The sequence below is a fragment of the Wenzhouxiangella psychrophila genome (genome assembly GCF_042310375.1).
Classification (GTDB): domain Bacteria; phylum Pseudomonadota; class Gammaproteobacteria; order Xanthomonadales; family Wenzhouxiangellaceae; genus Wenzhouxiangella.
The window spans coordinates 71,336-90,284 of the sequence record NZ_JBHJMQ010000012.1; the positions used below are offsets into that span (position 1 = coordinate 71,336).

The 18,949-nt window shown below is 64.0% G+C and carries 14 protein-coding genes; 8 read left to right on the forward strand and 6 right to left on the reverse strand.

Annotated features, from left to right (window positions below; translation table 11 throughout):
- Positions 1–2: 2 nt before the first annotated feature.
- The 6 genes from ACDC66_RS13820 to pgaD all read left to right on the forward strand — a co-directional run bounded on the left by ACDC66_RS13820 (position 3) and on the right by pgaD (position 6,237).
- Positions 3–974: a Nudix family hydrolase gene (locus ACDC66_RS13820; RefSeq protein WP_376697318.1), complete on the forward strand. Its 972-nt coding sequence runs from the start codon at positions 3–5 to the stop codon at positions 972–974.
- Positions 974–1,675, forward strand: a complete 702-nt coding sequence (locus ACDC66_RS13825; RefSeq protein WP_376697319.1) for a 4'-phosphopantetheinyl transferase family protein — start codon at positions 974–976, stop codon at positions 1,673–1,675. Before ACDC66_RS13820 ends, ACDC66_RS13825 begins: the two co-directional genes overlap by 1 nt.
- Positions 1,676–1,735: 60 nt before the next feature.
- Entirely contained in the window at positions 1,736–2,473 is a 738-nt protein-coding gene (locus ACDC66_RS13830) for a creatininase family protein (RefSeq protein WP_376697320.1), read from the forward strand.
- A 120-nt stretch (positions 2,474–2,593) separates the two neighbouring features.
- Positions 2,594–4,402 carry a PgaA family protein gene (locus tag ACDC66_RS13835; RefSeq protein ID WP_376697321.1) on the forward strand — a complete coding sequence of 603 codons (1,809 nt, stop codon included), beginning with the start codon at positions 2,594–2,596 and terminating at the stop codon, positions 4,400–4,402.
- 51 nt (positions 4,403–4,453) lie between these two features.
- Complete coding sequence (gene pgaC, locus ACDC66_RS13840) at positions 4,454–5,725, forward strand: poly-beta-1,6-N-acetyl-D-glucosamine synthase (RefSeq protein WP_376697322.1); 1,272 nt, start codon at positions 4,454–4,456, stop codon at positions 5,723–5,725.
- Positions 5,722–6,237, forward strand: a complete 516-nt coding sequence (gene pgaD, locus ACDC66_RS13845) for a poly-beta-1,6-N-acetyl-D-glucosamine biosynthesis protein PgaD (protein WP_376697323.1) — start codon at positions 5,722–5,724, stop codon at positions 6,235–6,237. The genes pgaC and pgaD overlap by 4 nt, the downstream gene beginning before the upstream one ends.
- 1 nt (position 6,238) lies before the next feature.
- On the opposite strand, the gene ubiB is transcribed toward pgaD, so the two are convergent.
- The 6 genes from ubiB to ACDC66_RS13875 all read right to left on the reverse strand — a co-directional run bounded on the left by ubiB (position 6,239) and on the right by ACDC66_RS13875 (position 12,759).
- On the reverse strand, positions 6,239–7,888 hold the full coding sequence (ubiB, locus tag ACDC66_RS13850; RefSeq protein ID WP_376697324.1) for a ubiquinone biosynthesis regulatory protein kinase UbiB: 1,650 nt from the start codon (positions 7,886–7,888) through the stop codon (positions 6,239–6,241).
- Entirely contained in the window at positions 7,885–8,496 is a 612-nt protein-coding gene (locus tag ACDC66_RS13855; protein WP_376697325.1) for a ubiquinone biosynthesis accessory factor UbiJ, read from the reverse strand. Before ACDC66_RS13855 ends, ubiB begins: the two co-directional genes overlap by 4 nt.
- 3 nt (positions 8,497–8,499) lie before the next feature.
- Positions 8,500–9,225 carry a bifunctional demethylmenaquinone methyltransferase/2-methoxy-6-polyprenyl-1,4-benzoquinol methylase UbiE gene (gene ubiE, locus ACDC66_RS13860; RefSeq protein WP_376697326.1) on the reverse strand — a complete coding sequence of 242 codons (726 nt, stop codon included), beginning with the start codon at positions 9,223–9,225 and terminating at the stop codon, positions 8,500–8,502.
- Positions 9,226–9,287: 62 nt separating this feature from the next.
- Positions 9,288–9,638 carry a gamma-butyrobetaine hydroxylase family protein gene (locus ACDC66_RS13865; protein WP_376697327.1) on the reverse strand — a complete coding sequence of 117 codons (351 nt, stop codon included), beginning with the start codon at positions 9,636–9,638 and terminating at the stop codon, positions 9,288–9,290.
- Positions 9,635–11,227 (reverse strand): AbgT family transporter, encoded by a 1,593-nt coding sequence (locus tag ACDC66_RS13870; RefSeq protein ID WP_376697328.1) that lies wholly within the window; start codon positions 11,225–11,227, stop codon positions 9,635–9,637. Before ACDC66_RS13870 ends, ACDC66_RS13865 begins: the two co-directional genes overlap by 4 nt.
- Before the next feature lie 218 nt (positions 11,228–11,445).
- A complete protein-coding gene (locus ACDC66_RS13875) occupies positions 11,446–12,759 on the reverse strand; it encodes a GntP family permease (RefSeq protein ID WP_376697329.1) in 1,314 nt (437 codons plus the stop codon).
- Between the two features lie 182 nt (positions 12,760–12,941).
- Between ACDC66_RS13875 and ACDC66_RS13880 the strand changes: the two genes are divergently transcribed.
- Positions 12,942–15,353 carry a TonB-dependent receptor gene (locus tag ACDC66_RS13880; protein WP_376697330.1) on the forward strand — a complete coding sequence of 804 codons (2,412 nt, stop codon included), beginning with the start codon at positions 12,942–12,944 and terminating at the stop codon, positions 15,351–15,353.
- A 265-nt stretch (positions 15,354–15,618) separates the two neighbouring features.
- Positions 15,619–18,948, forward strand: coding sequence for a hybrid sensor histidine kinase/response regulator (locus tag ACDC66_RS13885; RefSeq protein WP_376697331.1), 3,330 nt, complete (start codon positions 15,619–15,621; stop codon positions 18,946–18,948).
- Position 18,949 lies beyond the last annotated feature (1 nt).

An 18,949-nucleotide genomic window follows, 5' to 3' on the forward strand; every position in this document is an offset into this window, starting at 1 on the left:
GTGTGAAGCCTGTGGCGTCGGACTCGACCGAGCTGATTGAGGTTGTCGCCGGCGTCCTGCGCGATGCCCGCGGGAGAATCCTGCTGGCGCAGCGTCCGCACGGAAAGCACCTGGCCGGAACCTGGGAGTTTCCCGGCGGCAAGCGCGACGATAACGAGACCGGCAGTCAAGCCCTGGCGCGCGAGCTGGACGAGGAGCTGGGGATTGCCGTGCGCTCGCTCCGGCCCTGGCTGGCGGTGACGCACCGCTATCCCGAAATCATCGTCCGGCTGGAGCTCCATCTGGTCGACGACTGGACCGGCGAACTGCACGGCCGCGAGGGCCAGGCGCTCTCGTGGGTCACGGTCGAGGAAATGAATGAACTGCCGATGCCGGCCGCCGATCGTCCGATCGTGCGCGCCTTCGGGCTCGATGACCGCTATGCCATCACGCCCGATCCCGAAGACCTGGGGGGGCCCGAAGCCTTGCTGGACTGGACTCTCGGCTCGCTCGAGCGGGGCATTCGACTGTTCCAGCTTCGCGCCGGATCGCTCGACGAGGCGGCGCTGGCCAAGCTGGCCCGCGAATTCGGTGAGCTAATGGCCGGCAGCGATGCACGCTGGCTGCTCAACGGTCCGCCGGAAATGGTTCCCGCAGTTGGCGCTGACGGGATTCATCTCGATGCTGCCGGCTTCAAAAGCCTGACGGCTCGCCCGTTGTCCGGTGACTACCTGGTCGCCGCGTCCTGCCGTGATGAATCGGATTTGGCCCGCTCGGGGGAGCTGGAGCTGGATTTCGTGACGATCTCGCCGGTCCGAAGCACGGCCGGCCATCCGCAAGCAGCTGCGCTGAGCTGGGACGGTTTCGAGCGCCTGAGCCGATGTTCGCCGCTCCCTGTTTATGCGCTCGGCGGCTGTGCGCCGAAAGATCTCGAGCGCTCACGCGAGCACGGCGGCTTCGGCGTAGCCGGTAGCTTGGCCTTCGGTAAGCCTTAATGGTGATCGAAACCGTTCAACTGCCCATTCGCTCGCGATCCATGCCCGGGCCCGGCACGGTGGATGTCTGGCTGACCCGGCTCACCGAGATGCCGCTCGATACCGGGCCGCGCGGCGACACCCGTCGCGAGCGCATCATGCGACAGCGCGTACAGCAGCAGTTCTTCCTGCGCCTGCTGCTGGCCGCCTACCTGGGTTGTCCCGGCAAGTCTGTTCGATTGGTCCGAAGCGATCGCGGCAAGCCCATGCTGGCCGGGGAGCATGCCGAAAGTCCACTGCAGTTCAATGCATCGCATTCCGGTGACTGGCTGGCCGTGGCGGTTGCCGACGGCGTGGCGGTCGGTATCGATATCGAGACGGAACGGCTCCTGCCGCGCGCGTCCCTGCTGGCGGGACGCTTCCTTTCCCCTGCAGAAAGCGAATGGATCAACGGGCTGGACGAGCCCTTCAGATCGAAGCAGTTTCTGAAGCAGTGGACGGCGCGCGAATCGCTGGTCAAGGCGCGTGGTTGCGGGCTGGCCGGTTGTCTCGGGGAAATGGCACTGGACTGGCAGCCGCCCGCCATCCGCCGACTACCCGCCGACTGGGATTGCGCGGGTGAGATGGCGCTGCGTTCCCTGCATTTGCCAGACGGGATCGTGGGTCACTTGTCGGTTGGGCAAGGGCCCGTCGAACCCGTCGTTCGCCATATCACCATGTAAATGTCGAAGCCTGGCGGGTTGGCGGCGTTACACTGAAATTCGTCCGAAATGGAGCCGAGCATGTTCTTGCAGCGCAGCACCTGGCCTGAAGTCGAAGCCTATCTCAAGCGCTCAAGTGGGATTGTCATTCCCATCGGTTCAACCGAACAGCACGGGCCGACCGGCCTGATCGGCACCGATGCCATTTGCCCCGAGACGATTGCCGGGGGGCTGGCCGATGCCGGCATTCTGATCGGGCCGACGCTGAGCATCGGCATGGCGCAGCATCACCTGGGCTTTCCCGGCTCGATCACGCTGCGACCTTCCACCCTGCTTGCCGTCGTGCGCGATGTGGTCAATTCCCTGGCCGTTCACGGCTTTACGCACTTCTATTTTCTCAACGGACACGGCGGCAACATCGCCACGGTCAACGCCGCCTTCGCCGAGGTCTGGGCCGATGCCAGCCTGAGTGACCAACCGTCAGGCCTGAGAATGAAGATGGGCAACTGGTTCGCCGGAAAGCGCGTCCAGGCCCTGGCCCGCGAGCTCTACGGCGAGGCCGACGGCAGTCATGCCACCGCCTCGGAAATCGCCCTGACCTGGTATGCCTGCCCGGAAGCGGAGCGGCGCGACAAACTGGACCCGGTACGTGCGCCGGACGGTCCGATTCGCGATGCCGCCGACTATCGAAAACACTTCCCCGACGGGCGCATCGGCTCGGAGCCGAATCTCGCCACCCACGAGCACGGCAAGCGTTTCTACGCGGCCGGGGTGGCCGATGCGCTGGAGGATTACCGCGAATTCATGGATCGAAGCTGATTCCGTACCGGGTTGCGAAATGTCTATTTTGTGATATAAATCACATAGAGGAAATTATTGTGAGGTTTTTTTCTCAAACAGTTCGTTCCGTTCCACAGGACTGAAAAAAGGGGAAACCGAGTGTTCACCATCCACTTCGCCGGCGAGCGTCGGCGCCGGGGTATTCTGGGCTGCGGCTTGATGCTGCTCCTCGTTTTTGCAATGAACGTCGAGGCGCAGGATGACGCATCGACACCTGCCGGACTCGGTGATCGCGCGGCCGAGAAGATTCGCGACGCGAACTCGGCGAGTCGCATCTCCGAACGCAATGCGCTCATCGATGAAGCGCTCGATATGCTGGATGCGGTGGCCGAGCATCCGCAGGCCAATCGGGACAACATCAGGCGAAGTCGCTTCGATCGCGTGGTCGCACTTCGAACCCGCGAATCCATGGAGGAAGCGGTCGCCGCCTGGGAAAAGCTGCTGGCGGATGGAATCGAACCGCCAGTGTACGTGACCGTTGCGGCCGCCGACGCATTCCTGTATCTGCGTAAACCCGAACGGGCTGCGGAACTCTATCTGGAAGTCCTCGACAGGCGCCCGGAGCGCATCGAGACGCGACAGTCCTTGTTCTGGTCGCAGCTCGAGCAGGAAGAGTTCGACGAAGCACTGGAAACGATCGATACTCTCGCCGACCATCCGGAACTTGAACCCGGTTCGCGCATGCGGCGTGATGCGCGTATAACCGCAGCCATGGGGCGCGGCTATGCCAATCGCCTTGAAGAAGCCATGGAATCGCTCGAGGACGTCGTTGCCGATCATCCGGAGAGTGCAGCGGCCAAGCGTGCTCTGGCTACCATCTATCGCTGGCGGGGCTGGAGTCGCCGTGCGCTCGAATTGGTGGAGCCGGTGCTGGAATCGGATCCCGAGCGTACCGACAACCGCCTGCTGCACGCCGCATTGCTTCGCGATCTGGGGCGTTATAAAAGCACCGGTGAAATCCTTGAAGCGCTTCATCGCGAGCACCCCGAGAATCGTCACGTTCAGCGCGATTACGCCGGCTGGCTGACACGTGATCGCTGGGCAATCTCGACTCACGGCGAGTACGGTGAAAGCGACGGGGTGCGGGAGTTCGGCAGCCGCGACCGGGCACTGCACCTGCGCTTTTCCGCGCCCTGGATCGGAAATTATCTGCAGCCCTACCTGAGGAGCGAATACAGCGATGCCACGTTCCCGGAGGGCGAAGCGGATTACGATCGCATCGGGATCGGTATCGATTACCGGCGGAATGGACACCGGCTCAACCTCGAATTCCATCGCGATCGTCACAGCAGAGAGGATGACGGTTTCACGGCCGCCTGGGACTTCCAGGTCGACGATTATTGGAGTCTGGCGACGCGCTACGAAAGCTTTTCGACCGACGTGCCGTTGCGTGCGCGCGGGCAGGGCCTGGATGGCTGGAAGGCCGAGGCCGCCCTTCGCTGGCAAGCACACGAATCGCTCGGCCTGCGGCTGGGCGTCTCGCGCCTGGCCATTTCCGACGGCAACGAGCGTGATTCCGTCCTGGCCTCCCTGCGGCACCGTTTGCGCGTATCGTCTCATCACACCACCGACGGGACGCTCGATCTCTATGCCGCACGCGCCAGCCAGACCGGCGGGCCATACTACAACCCCGAGGAGGACGCGTCCCTGGCCTATGTCGTTCAGCACGACTGGTTGACCTGGCGTCGCTATGAACATAGTTTCACCCAGCGTTTCGTGCTCGGTGGCGGTGCCTATTGGCAAAAGAATTTCGGCACGAACGCCATTGGTCTGGGGCGCTACGAACATCTCTGGCAGCTCAGCCAGCACTGGTTCTTCCACTATGGGGTGGGTATTGCCAGCCGGGTCTACGATGGCGACCGGGAAACCCGCGTGGACGGCCAGGTCTGGCTGCGGGGGTTGTTCTGATGTACAGACTCTCTCTTACGCTGACAAGTGAATCGGAAAGGGGATATATCGATGTTGCCCTGGGGTGAAAGTACCGGCGTGCTGGCCACGCTGTTCAACTTCGCGTTCTTCTACCCGTTGTTCATGGCCTGGCTGTGGATGATCGGTGGGGTGTGGTATTACTTCCACTGGGAGCGGCGCATCACGCGCTCACCCGAGGAGCCGCCCGAACTGGACGAGTATCCCGGCTGCTCCATTCTGCTGCCCTGCCACAATGAGGGCGACCAGGTACGCGAGACGCTCGAGTGGCTTTTCAAACAGACTTATCCAAGTTTCGAGATCATTGCCGTCAACGACGCCAGCACGGACGATACCGGTGAGATTCTCGAGGAAATGGCCGCCAGTCACGACAACCTGCGCGTTATCCACTTCAAATCCAACCAGGGCAAGGCCATGGGCCTGCGCGTGGCCGCGGTTGCTTCACGCCACGAGTTCCTATTTTGCGTTGACGGTGATGCCATCCTCGGCAAGACCGCGTTGCAGTGGATGATGTGGCATTTCGTGAACGGCCCGCGTGTCGGCGCCGTGACGGGAAACCCACGCATTCGAAATCGATCGACTATGCTTGGTCGCCTGCAAGTCGGCGAGTTCTCTTCCATCATCGGCCTGATCAAGCGTGCCCAGCGTATTTATGGACGGATTTTCACCGTGTCGGGCGTGGTTTCCGGTTATCGCAAGGCTGCCCTGCACCGCAATCGCTACTGGAACACCGACATGGTTACCGAGGACATCGACGTGACCTGGCTGTTGCAGGCTGACCACTGGGATGTGCGCTACGAGCCGAACGCGTTGTGCTGGATCTTGATGCCCGAAACCCTCAAGGGACTGTGGAAACAGCGCCTCCGCTGGGCCCAGGGTGGTGTGGAGGTGCTTCTGCGCTATGGGCTGAAAGCCCTGCGCTGGCGCCAACGCCGCATGTGGGGGGTGGTGGCCGAATACACGCTCAGCGTGCTCTGGGCCTATGTGATGGCCACTATCTTCCTGGTCTACTTCCTGGGTTTTGTCGTGCCGATACCCGAAACATTGCGGGTCGAGTCGATCCTGCCGCAGTGGAACGGCATCGTGCTCGGTGTGACCTGTCTGCTCCAGTTCGCCGTCAGTCTGATCATCGACAGCCGTTACGAACGAGGCCTCTGGCGAGTTTATTTCTGGGTAATCTGGTATCCGCTCGCGTTCTGGGTCATCAGTATGTTGACCACGGTGGTTGCCCTGCCCAAGGCTCTGGTCAAAGGCCATGGTGAGCGCGCTGTCTGGACCAGTCCCGACAGGGGGGTGCGGCCATGACGCGCTATTCGCCCGAGCATCCGGAAATCATCTATCGACCGGACCTTCAGCCGTCCGGGCGCAGGGCCCTCTTCTCGGCGATCACACTGGTGGCCTGGATCCTTTGGTTCTACCTGTTCATGCCGTTGTTGAGTCTCGGCGCCTGGTGGTTCGGCGTGGAGTCGTTTCGACACTACATGCTCGACCCCGAGCGCAGTGGTTATCTATTGACCCTGACCGCCTATGCCATCGTCGTGGCCGTCACGGCGCTGGTCATCATCGGCTGGTCGCGCTACAACCAGGTGCGGTTCAGTGGCCCGGATCGGAGGCACCATATGCCTCCGGTGACCAACGAGATGATCCAGGAGAAGTTCCAGCTCGATGCGGAAATGCTCCAGCGCGTTCAGAAGGCCAAGGCCATCGAACTTGACTTCGAGAAAGGCGGTAAGCTCACCAGCGCGGCGTTCAGGTATGAGAGCCAGATAGAACCAGAGGTGTTCCGCGAAGCTTCCGGCGCCGTTCGCCGAAGTTGATTCAGCGGGCGCGCCAGCACAACCATCCCAGTATGAAGCCGGCGGTTACCGCTACGGCACCTGGCAGCGAATGACCTTCCCACAGCGGGGCGACCTGGTAGCCGGCCAGCACGGCGCCGGAGACGACGAGGCCGGCAGCGAAGACGGCGCCCGGCAGGCGGCGGTTGTGGCGTCCGAGTTCGTCGGCGAGCTTTTCGAGATCTTCCGAATCGATGCGCGTGCGCAGTCGACCTTCGCCGGTGGTCTTGAGGAAGCCGTGGAACAGGCCGGGTAGTTCCGGCGCGCGGGCGAGCCACGACGGCATCTCTTTCAGCATGCGGCGGGCCGTGCGCGGCAGTCCGTAGCGTTCGGCGAAAATCGCTTCCAGTTCCGGCTTGGCCACGTCCCAGATGTTCAGCCGCGGATACAGTTCGCGGCCCATGCCCTCGATATTGAGAAGTGTTTTCTGCAGCATGATCAGCTGTGGCTGCAGGGTGAGCTTGAACTGGCGAGCAACCGAGAACAGCTCGATCACCATTTCGGCAAACGAGACTTCCTCCAGCGGGCGGGTGAAGTTGGGCTCGCCCACCGTCCGCACAGCTGCCGTCAGTTCGTCCAGGCGCGTGTCGGCCGGAACCCAGCCGGCCTCAACGTGCAGTTCCGCCACGCGCCGGTAGTCGCGGTTGAAGATGGCCAGGAAATTTTCACCGATGTAGTAGAGGTCTTCGGGCGTCAGGCTTTCGACGATGCCGAAATCCAGCGCGATCCAGGTCGGGTCCTGTGGGTTTGTCGTGTCGACCAGAAGGTTGCCGGGATGCATGTCGGCATGGAACAGGTTGTCACGGAAGACCTGGCTGTAGAACACGCGGATGCCGCGCCGGGCCAGGCGCTCGAGGTTGACGCCGCGGCGCTTGAGTTCGGCAATGTCCTTGACCGGAACGCCCTCGACGCGTTCCATCACCAGCACTCGCGGCGCGGTCATTTGCCAGTGAATAGCCGGGATGTAGAGGTCGCGGGAGCCCTCGAAATTCCGCTTGAGCAGCGAAGCGCTGGCCGCCTCCGCCTTCATGTCCAGTTCGCGATAGATAACTCGCTGAAATTCGGAGACGATATCGTCGGGCCGGATGCGATCGCCCTCGGGATGGTAGCGGCGAACCAGTCGCGCCAGTGCACGCAGCAGTTCGAGGTCGCGTCGGATCTGTAGCTCTATGCCCGGTCGCACGACCTTGACTACAACCGCCTCGCCGGTCTTCAGGCGGGCACCGTGGACTTGCGCGATGGATGCCGAAGCCAGGGGCGAGTCGTCGAACTGAGCGAACAATTCGGCGATGGGTGCGCCGAGCTGGCGCTCGATGATGGCGCGCGCCTGCTCGCTCGGAAACGGCGGGACGTCGTCCTGCAGCCCAGCCAGGTCTTCGGCGATGTCCTCGGGGAGCAGGTCGCGGCGGGTGGAGAGAATCTGCCCGAACTTGACGTAGATCGGTCCCAGTTCCTGCAGGGCCAGACGCAGCCGCGCGCCGCGCGAGAGTTCGCGCACGTGCCGGCGCCCCCACGGCAGCAGGCGCACCGCGCGGGCAAATCTCAACGGCGGCAGGGCGACCAGGAGCTCGTCGAGGCGATAGCGCGCCAGCGTCAGCGCAATGCTGGTCAGTCGAAGCGCGCGCGAGATCACGCTTCGTTCCTTCGGCGCAGACGTGCTTCGAGCCGATCGACGGCTTCCCGTAACTCATCGACCTCGTGGACGAACGCGTCGACCTCCTCGCGTGTGACGAGCAGACCGGATTCCTCGCGCAGGAAGCGGGCGGCCTGCTCGGCCGCGGTGGTCGACACGTGCCGGGCGCCGACGCGGGCCTCGGTGAGCATGCGCCAGAGCTGATGGCCGACCACCGGGCCGAAGTGTTCGACGAACATGGATTCCCAGTCGGGGTCGAGTTGCTTGAGCAGTTTTTCGAAGGCCTGGCCGGTGCCGGCGTCACCTTCGATGCGCACGCCGCTGCCGGGTGCGCGCCAGTCCGGCACGGCCATGGCCAGCAGGGCCACGGGCGTGCCGCTGATGGTGGTGTCCGGGGTCGACTCGTCCTCGGCACTGACGCCCAGGGTGTCTTCGCGGCCGCGGAAATACAGGTCGATGCCCAGGCCCTTGAGCTCGAGCCGAACGAGCTTGTCCTTCAGCGGGGCGAGTCGCTGAGGCGCTTTGTCGTCGAGTGCCACCGCGCGAGCGACGGCCTGTTCGACGCCGGTGGCCAGCATTCCCGGCAGTGGTGTCAGGTATCGGCTCACGTCCTAAACCTTCGCACCCCGGTGGATCGCGCAGATGCCGCCGGACAGGTTCGACCAGTTCACCCGCTCGAAGCCGGCCTCGCGCATCTGCTCGGCCAGCGTAGGCTGGTCGGGGAAGCGGCGGATCGATTCGGCCAGGTACTGGTAGCTTTCGGCATCGCCGGCGATCTGTGCCCCCAGACGAGGAAGAACCTGGAAGGACCAGGTGTCGTAGACCTTTGCCAGCGCCGGCAGGCCGACCTTCGAGAATTCCAGTATGTGAACGCGGCCGCCGGGCTTGAGCACCCGGTGCATCTCGGCCAGGGCCTTCTCGCGCCAGGTGACGTTGCGCAGGCCGAAGGCGATGGTGAGATGATCGAAATGATTGGAGGAAAACGGCAGGGCCTCGGCGTTGACCTGCATCCATTCCAGGCCCTTGACGATCCCGAGTGCGTCCATGCGCGAGCGGCCGGTGGCCAGCATTTCTCGGTTGATGTCGGCGACGATCACGTCGGCGCCACGCTCGCGCGCCAGCCGGGCAATATCGCCGGTACCGCCGGCCAGGTCGAGCAACTTGTGGCCCGGGCGAATGCCGCAGGTGGCCACGAAGTGCCGCTTCCAGAACCGATGAATCCCGAGGCTCATCAGGTCGTTCATCAGGTCGTAGCGCCTGGCCACCGACGAAAAGACTCGACCGACCAGTTGCGTCTTCTCCTCGGGTGATACGTCGCGGTAGCCGAAATCGGTCATCGTTTTCTCAAATTCAAAAAGGTGTTCGGGGTTCCGGGTTCGGGAGCCCGAACCCATTGAATCTATTCGAGGCCCGCTTCGCTCAGCCGTTGCCTGTAGCGGTCGAGATTTGAATCCATGTTCTCTCCTAGATCATAAAGGAAAGACCATGAATAGATGCCGGAATCGTGGCCGTCGTCGAAGGTGATCTGCACGGCGTAGCCGCCGACCGGCTCGATCGCGGAGATATCGACATCTTCCTTGCCGGTCATGAGCTTCGGCTCCGAATAGCCGTGGCCGCGGACCTCGGCCGAGGGCGAGTGGGTGCGCAGGTACTCGGCCGGCAATTCGAACTGCTCGCCGTCGTCGAAGTTCACCACCAGCATGCGCCTGGAGCGCTCGTAGCGCAGCTCGACCGCCTGGCGGTCGGTCACGGCGCTTCGTAGTAGGTGGGCGAGCCCGGGCCGACCGGCAGGTCGAGTCCGAACACCCACAGCAGGAACAGCAGGCTCCAGCCGATGAAGTAGAAGATCGAATAGGGCAGCATGGTGGCGATCAGGGTGCCGATGCCGAACTTCTTGTCGTAGCGCGTCGCCCAGGCCAGGATCAGCCCGAAGTAGCTCATCATCGGGGTGATGATGTTGGTGGTCGAATCACCGATCCGGTAGGCCGTCTGGATGACCTCGGGGGAATAGCCGATGAACATCAGCATGGGCACGAAGATCGGCGCGGTGACCGCCCACTGTGCCGAAGCCGAGCCCAGCGACAGGTTGACGATGCCGCACATGATGATGAACAGCACGAATACGAATGGCCCGGTCAGGCCGATGCTCTGCAGGAAGTCGGCCCCGGTCACGGCCGTGATCAGGCCGAGGTTGGACCAGCCGAAAAAGGCCACGAACTGCGCGGCAAAGAACACCAGCACGACATACAGGCCGAGCGTCGATATGGCCGAGGCCATGCCGTCGATCACGTCGCGGTCGTTCTTCATCGTGCCCACGACCTTGCCATAGGCGAAGCCAACGACCAGGAAGATGATGAAGATCCAGGCCACGATCGAGTCGAAGAACGGACCGGAGGACTCCAGGAAGTCCGCGCCGGCGTCGGGATCTCGTAGTACGCCGTTTTCCGGAACGACCAGCAGGGCCATCAGCCCCAGCACGGCGACGGTGGCAAACAGGGCAGTCCCCAGGCCCTTTTTTTCCGATCCGGTCAGCGGCTGCATCTGACTGTTGTCGAGCACCGAAGGATCGGCGTTGGAGTCGTCGTATTCGCCGAGCTTGGGCTCGACGATGAAGATCGTTACCAGCGAGCCGATGATCGTGATCATGAAAGTCGACACGATCATGAAATACCAGCTTGCCGTGGCGTAGACGGTGTAGCCGGGATCGATCAGTTGTGCGGCTTCCTCGGTGATGCCGGCCAGCAGCGGATCGATGGTGCCCAGTAGCAGGTTGGCGCTGTAGCCGCCCGAGACGCCGGCGAAGGCGGCGGCCATGCCGGCCAGGGGATGTCGGCCAAGTGCCAGGAAGATAGCGCCGCCTAGCGGTACCAGCACCACGTAGCCCATTTCGGACGCCGTATTGGACAGCACGCCGGCGAAGACGACGGCGACGGTGACCACGTGCTTCGGCGCCGAGAGCACGATGCCGCGCACCAGGGCTGACAGGAGGCCGGACTTCTCGGCTACGCCCACGCCGAGCATGGCCACCAGCACCACGCCAAGGGGCGCGAAGTTGACGAAGTTGTCGACCAGGCCGCCGAGAATCCGGCGCAGTCCCTCGGCGTTGAGCAGGCTGACCGCCTCGATGGTGGCCCCGACGCCGGCACTCGGCCGCGGGTCTTCCACGCTCACGCCGAGCCACCCGAACAAACCCGAAAGGAACACCATGGCGGTGGCCAGGATGGCGAAAAGCGTGACCGGGTGGGGCAGGAGGTTGCCGAGCCACTCGACGACGTCCAGGAAGCGGGTAAACCAGTTGCGCTGGGCGGTCGTCGCCGCCGAGTTGTCGTAATTGCTCACGATGTCAGTCCCTGCTTTTGATTCGGAATGCCGCCGCGGCAGCGACCCGGCATGATAGCGCAAGGTCGCTGCGGCTGTCTGCCGGCCAGGCGGCGTTCGGGGTACTCGGGGGTCCGGCCGGGCCGGGGTGAATCCGCCTCAGTTCGATGCGTGGCGAGGCCCTCAGCGGATCATCCCGCTGTACTCGGCCCGTCCCAGCCGCATGCCCGTAAGCAAGGTCACAGACCCATCGCGAACAGCCCCAGGCAGAGAACCAGGCCGGCGACCGGAATCAGCACGGTCAGTGCCCCCATGGCCGGGTAGGCGGCCGAGTGGGTCTCGTTGCAGATAGCGCGGATGGTGGTGACCACGTAGCCGTTGTGCGGCAGCGAATCGAGCGCGCCCGAGGAGATCGAGACGACGCGATGCAGCTGATCGGGATCGACGCCGGCATCGACGTAGTGCGGTCCGAGGATGGGCAGGGCGATGGCCTGGCCGCCGGAGGCCGAGCCGGTCATGGCGGCGATCGCCGAAACGGCGATGGCGGCACTGACCAGGCCGTTGCCCGGCAAGCCGGTGACCCACACCACCGCGGCGTCGAAGGCCGGCGATACCTTGGCGACCGTGCCGAAGCCGACCACGGCGGCCGTGTTGCCGATGGCGACCAGTGCGCCCACGCCGCCCTCTGTCAGCGCCTGGCCGGGCTCGTGCAGGTGACGCAGGTTGATGGCCGCCGCGCCGATGCAGCCCGCCAGTAGCGCCACGATCAGCGCGGAAATACCCAGGTGGTCGTGCAGGGTGAAGGAAAAACCCAGCACGAGCATCAGGGGGACCAGGGCGAGTATCGGGTTGGGGAGATCCTCTCGGCCGCTCTCGGGGTCGGCGTCGCGCTCTTCGAAGACTTCGCCGCGCTCGACGGCGCGCTTGAGCATCCACTGCAGCCAGACGTAGCCGGTAGAGGCCATGAAGATGGCGACCACCAGGCTGGCCTGCCAGGCCGCCAGCGGACCGGTGCCGAGGTGCTCGATGGGAATCCAGTTCTGGATCTCGGGTGATCCGGCCGAGGTCATGGTGAAGGTCACCGAGCCGAAGGCCAGAGTGGCGGGAATGAAGCGCCGCGGCAGGTCGGCGTCGCGGAACAGGGCCAGGGCCATGGGGTATACCGAGAATGCCACGACAAACAGGCTTACGCCGCCGTAGGTCAGAACCGCGCAGGCCAGCACCACCGCGAGCGCGGCCTGCTTCGTGCCCAGGCGGCGCACGATCCAGTGGGCGACCGACTCGGCGCCGCCGGAAGATTCCATCAGCTTGCCGAACAGCGACCCCAGCAGAAACACGAAGAACCAGGAGGCGATAAAGCCGGTAAATCCGTCCATGTACTGGGTGACCAGATCGGCCTGGCCTTCGGCGGCCAGTGGCGGCAGCAGGGCGATATTGCTGGTCAATGCGACCAGCAGGGCGCACAGGGGAGTTGCCACGAACAGGCTCATGCCGCGCATGACGAGTACGATCAACAGGGCGAGACCGCCCAGCAGGCCGATCAGGCTGAGCATGGTAGATGCATCCGCATGAATTCGCGGCCATGTTGGCAAGGCCGGCTGCCGTGCGTAACTGTACCAAGGTACAAGTTACACGGCCGGGCAGCTTGTCTAGTCTGCAAGCCGTGTCGGTCGCTCTGATATTTGCAGGCGACCCAAGACTGCGAGCAAGCTTTCGTCTATCCAAGGGAGTTCAAATGAAATCGCTGAAGCTGTCCAACAAATCGCTGAAGCTGTCCAGGCTCAGCCTGGCGATCGTGCTGGGTCTGGCCATGACCACCGGAGCGTTGGCCCAGGACGATGAGTCCGAATCCGATGACAACGAAAACGAGGCTGCCGAGGAGTCCGCCGAACTGGGCAACCTGGAGGTCACGGCCCGGCGTCGCGAGGAAAACCTGCGTGATGTGCCGATCTCGATGACTGCGATCACCGGGGAAGGTCTTGAGGACTCGGGTGCGCAGGACATTACCTACCTGAACCAGGTCGTGCCCAACACCACCCTGGAAGTCTCCAGGGGTACCAGCAACACGCTGACCGCTTTCATTCGCGGTATCGGGCAGCAGGATCCGGTCGCCGGTTTCGAGGCCGGTGTGGGTATCTACGTTGACGACGTCTACCTAAATCGCCCGCAGGGGGCCGTGCTCGATGTTTACGACGTGCAGCGCATCGAGGTGCTGCGCGGACCGCAGGGCACCCTCTACGGTCGCAACACCATCGGCGGTGCGGTCAAGTACGTCACCAAGCGCCTGGGCCGCGAGCCCTCGGCCAGCGTTCGCGCCAGCGTGGGCAGCTACTCCCAGGCCGACCTGGTGGTCAAGGGCGAGACACCGGTCGGCGATACGCTGGCCATCGGTGGCGCCGTGGCCACGTTCAATCGCGACGGTTTCGGCAAGAACCTGACCACGGGCCTCGAGAACTACAACAAGGAAGTCATGGCGGCGCGCGCCAGCATGGAGTGGACGCCGAGCTACAACCTGTTCGTTCGCCTGTCGGGCGATTACTACAAGGACGATTCCAACCCGGTGGGCGGCCACCGCCTGATCCCGGGCCTGTTCTCGGGCGCCCCCGTGCTTGACGACGTCTACGATTCCCGCGGCGGCATGCAGGGCGAGAACGAGACCGAACAGGAAGGGCTGAGCCTGCTGGTCGAATACGACATCAATCCCAGCTGGCTGTTCAAGAGCATCACCGCCTGGCGCGCCGACGAGACCATCAACCAGATCGACTTCGAGGCGTTGCCCCCGGTGGACCTGGATGTGGCCACGATCTATGACAACGAGCAGTTCAGCCAGGAGTTCCAGCTCAACTTCACCGGCGAAAACGTCACCGGGGTAGCCGGCTTGTACTATCTCGATGCCAACGCCTTCGGGCCGTTCGACGTGCGCCTCTTCCAGACCGGCGAGGTGCTCGATTTGCCCGGGCTCAATGCCTTCACCCTGGGTGATGTCGATACCGAAACCTGGTCGGTCTTTGCCGACGCGAGCTTCGATCTGGCCAGCATGCTCGACCTGAATACCGGGCTCGAGCTGTCGGTGGGCGGTCGCTATACGGAAGACGAGCGCTCTTCGCGCGTCCTGCGCCAGACGATGCTCGGCCGGTCCTCGTACTTCGGCGGTGATCCGACCATTCTCTCGACCGATTCCGATTTCCAGGGCTCGGACACGTTTTCGGAGTTCACGCCCCGCGCAAGCCTGGCCTGGCAGCCGACTGACCAGCACAATCTCTATGTTTCCTGGAGTCAGGGCTTCAAGGGCGGCAGCTTCGACCCGCGCGGGTTGACGAGCGCAGCACCGGACTTCAACGGTGACGGCACCGTCAGTGAAGACGAGGTCTTCGAGTTCATGCGCTTCGAGCCCGAAACGGTCGACACCTACGAGATCGGCGCCAAGTCTTCGTTCGCCGACGGCCGCGTCAACACGAGCCTGGCGTTTTTCTACAGCGACTACACCGATATCCAGGTACCGGGCTCGATCGGGGTGGACACCGACGGTGACGGTGTTTCCGACACCTTTGCCGGTGTCACGACCAATGCCGGTGAAGCCACCGTCCAGGGCGTGGAGCTGGAAATGAACGCCCTGCTGGGCCGCAACCTGGCCACCCAGGGCGATGCCCTGACGAGCATGCTGACCCTGGGGTACATCGACGCCGAGTACGACGAGTTTATTACCTCGGTCACGAACCCCGCTACCGGCGAGACCGCGCTCGAGGATGTCTCCGACCAGCGCGTCTTCCAGAACACGCCGGACTGGACCGGTCACTTGAACATGCGCTACGACACGCCCATGGCGTTGTTCGGCAGCGAAGGCCTGTTCTCGGTCATCGGCGCCTGGTCCTATCGCGGCAAGACCAACCAGTTCGAGGTCCCCTCCGAATTCCTGGACCAGGAAGCCTATTCGCTCTACGACCTGCACCTGGTGTGGAAGCGCAACGACGGTCGCTACGAAATCGGCCTGCACGGGCGCAACCTCGGCGACGAGCAGTACAAGACCTCCGGTTACGTGTTCGCCACGCCGGACGGCAGTGCTTCGACGCTAGGACTCGAGGGTGTGATGAACGCCTTCTACGGACCGCCGCGCACCGTAACGCTGACCGGCACCATCAACTTCTGACGTTCGCTTGACTCTCCTCTTTGGGCCGGAACCGTTCTGCGGTTGCCGGCCCTTCTTTTTCGGGGGGCAATCCTACGTACCCGAAGGTTTTATTTTTGGGAGTTGAATCGAGCATCACAAATTCGAAGCACCAAGCACCAAATCTCAAACAAATTCTAATGATCGAAATTCGAATGACCGAAACGGGTTAGGTGCTGCAAATCCGTTGTGACTGAGCCCTTAAACTGTTTCACATGAACTTCTCCCTTTCTTTGCGGAAAGAGCCGTGTCGACGCTGACGCTTGTTGCCGCCGGGCTGGCCTGGCTGGGCCTGCTGTTTGCCGTCGCCCTGTTCGGTGAGCGTTCCCAGGCGCGCTGGCAGAAATTGTGGCCGGTGGTCTACTCCCTGTCCCTTGCGGTCTACTGCACGGCCTGGACCTTCTACGGCACCACCACCCAGGCGGCTCGTTCGGGCTGGCCCATTCCGCCGACCTTCGTCGGCACCATCGTGCTGTTCGTCGTTTTCTTTCCCTTCCTGCGGCGCCTGGTGGCGCTGAGCAAGGCAACCAATGCCACCAGCATCGCCGACTTCATCGCCACGCGCTTCGGCAAGTCGTCGATGCTGGCGGCGGCGGTAACCGGGGTGGCCGTCATCGGCCTCGTGCCCTACATTTCGCTGCAGCTTCAGGCGGTGGCGATGAGCTTCGAGGCCATTCACGGTCGCGTGGCGGCAGATTCAGCCGCCTGGCAGGACCTGGCGTTCTACGCGGCACTCATCATGGCGGTGTTCGCCATGCTCTTCGGTACGCGACGCGCGGCAGCCACGGAGCACAACCGGGGGCTGGTACTGGCCATGGGCTTCGAGTCACTGCTCAAGCTCGCTGCCATGCTGGCCCTGGGGGGGTTCGTGATCTTCGGCCTGTTCTCCGGCCCGGGGGAATTCGCCCGGCAGGCGCCGTCGCCGGAATTCTCGAACCTGGATTCCTTTCTGACCCTGACCCTGCTTGGTGCGCTCGCCATGTTCACGCTGCCGCATCAGTTCCACATCGGTGTGGTCGAGTGCCGTCAGGAGCGTCACTTGCGCGTCGCGCGCTGGCTGTTTCCGCTGTTTCTGGTGCTGATCAGCCTCCCCATTCTTCCGCTCGCGCGAGCGGGCAACGCCCTGCTCGAGGGCGTGGTCACGCCCGATCTTTACGTGCTGATGCTGCCGCTGGGCGAGGGCCAGAACGGCCTGGCGCTGTTGGCGTTCCTGGGTGGATTGAGCGCGGCGACCTCGATGGTCATCCTGGCCAGCCTGACCCTGTCGATCATGATCGGCAACCACTGGCTGACACCGGCCCTGCTCAATCGCCACTGGGGCCGGGTGAGCGAACTGGGGATTCCGGTTCGCCAGCAGCGCCGGCTGGGTATCGTGGTGGTGCTTTTGCTGGCCTACGTCTACAGTCGCTCGATCGGTGTTGCCGATGCCCTGGCCGACATCGGGGCGCTGTCCTTTTCCGGCCTGGCCCAGCTCGGGCCGGCCGTGGTTTTGGCCGTCTACCGGCCCGGCCTGTCCGCGAGGGCCATACTGGCCGGCATCGTCTTCGGCGTGGCGGCCTGGGCCTATGTCCTGTTCCTGCCGCTGCTGCTGACCGGTTTCGGCGTCCAGGGCGACTGGATGAGTACCGGCCCGCTGGGGCTGACCTGGCTGGCGCCCGAAAACCTGTTCGGCATGGCCGGATTTTCGCCCCTGACGCGTGCCGTGGTCGCCAGCCTGGCGGTCAACCTGACGGTGACCCTGATCGGCGTGCGGCTTGACGCCGCGCCCGGGCGTGATATCGCCGAGGACGATCCGATGCGCCCGGACATTCTGTATCGCCTCGCCGAGCGTTTTCTACCGGAAGAGCAATTGGCAACCTTGTTTGCCGGAAGCAGCGATGCCCGCAGCCTCGCCGCTCGCCTGGAGCACGAGCTTGCCGCCGTGGTGGGTTCAGCTTCTGCGAGGTTGCTGCTCGATGCCGCGCGTCGCCGCACACCCGCGCCGCTGGATACGGTTGCCGACCTGGTCGGCCAGGCGGCCGAACAGGCGCGATTCAGCCGCGAAGTCCTTTCGGGCGCGCTGGAGAATATGAGCCAGGGCGTGTGTGTCGTCGACCAGGACATGCGCCTGGTGGCCTGGAACAGCGCCTACCTGGCCCTGTTCGACTATCCCGAGGAATTGATCCGCCTCGGCCGGCCGGTGGCCGACCTCCTGCGTCACAATGCCGAATCCGGTTTGATGGGGGGCGGGGACATCGAGCGCAAGATCCAGCGGCGGATCGCGCACAAGCGTGCCGGTACGCGGCATCGAATCGAGCGGCCCTGGCCGGATGGACGCATCATCGAGATCCGCGGCAACCCCATGCCCGGTGGGGGGTTCGTGGCCACCTTCACCGACGTCACTGCCTTCCGAAACGCCGAGGAGGAACTCAGGCGCATCAATGAAACGCTCGAACAGCGCGTGGCCGACCGGACGCATGAACTCGAGCAGGCCAAAGTCGACGCCGAGCGCGCCAGCGAGGCCAAGACGCGCTTCCTGGCCGCGGTCAGCCACGACCTGGTGCAGCCGCTCAATGCCGCGCAACTGCTGACTCATGCCCTGTCCGGACGAGTCAACGACGAGCGATCGCGCAAGTCGCTGGACCAGATTTCCGGCGCTCTGGGCGCCACGGAGGATCTCATCGAGGGCCTGCTCGACATCTCGCGGCTGGATGCCGGCGGGATGGAGCCCCGGCGTAGCCGCTTCCCACTGGGCGAACTGTTTTCCCAGCTGCAGGGTGAATTCACGGTGCTGGCGCGCGAGCGCGGCCTGGGGCTCGAATGCGTCGACACCCGGGTCTGGGTGGAAACCGACCCGCAGTTGCTACGGCGCATTCTGCAGAACTTTCTGTCCAACGCCGTGCGGTATACGCGCCACGGGCGGGTCTTGATCGGCTGCCGTCGGCGTGGCGACCAGATCCTGATCGGCATCTGGGATACCGGGCCGGGCATTACGGCCGATGACCAGGCGGTGATCTTCGAGGAATTCCGCCGCCTGGGTGATCGCCAGCACGCCCCGGGTCTGGGCCTGGGCCTGGCGATCGCCGAGCGCATGGCCCGATTGCTCGGCCACGATATCGAGCTGACGAGTGAACCGGGTCGAGGTACGGTCTTCGGCGTGCGGGTCCCCCGTGCCGAGCCAGTACAAAGCGCGCCTTCGCGGACCGCCGCCCGCAGCGAGCCGGGTACCGGTCGCGTGTTGATCGTCGACAACGAGGCGGCCATGCTGGGGTCGCTCGATACCCTGGTTTCGGGCTGGGGGTTCGAGGTGCGGGTGGCGAGCAATGCCGAGCAGGCCCAGGCGGCCGCCGGGCAGTTCGAGCCTGAGCTGCTGATCGTCGATTACCATCTCGACGAAGGGCGCACCGGTCTCGAGCTGCTCGATTCGCTGCGCGAGGCCGGTTGCGGCAGCCCGGCCATCCTCATCAGCGCCGATCACGCCGCCGAGGTGCGGCAGGCCGCCCGACGCGCTGGTTGCGAATTTTTGCACAAGCCGATTCGGCCGCTCGCCCTGCGTTCCCTGATTACGCGCATGATGCCGCGCCGACGCCGAGGCTGAG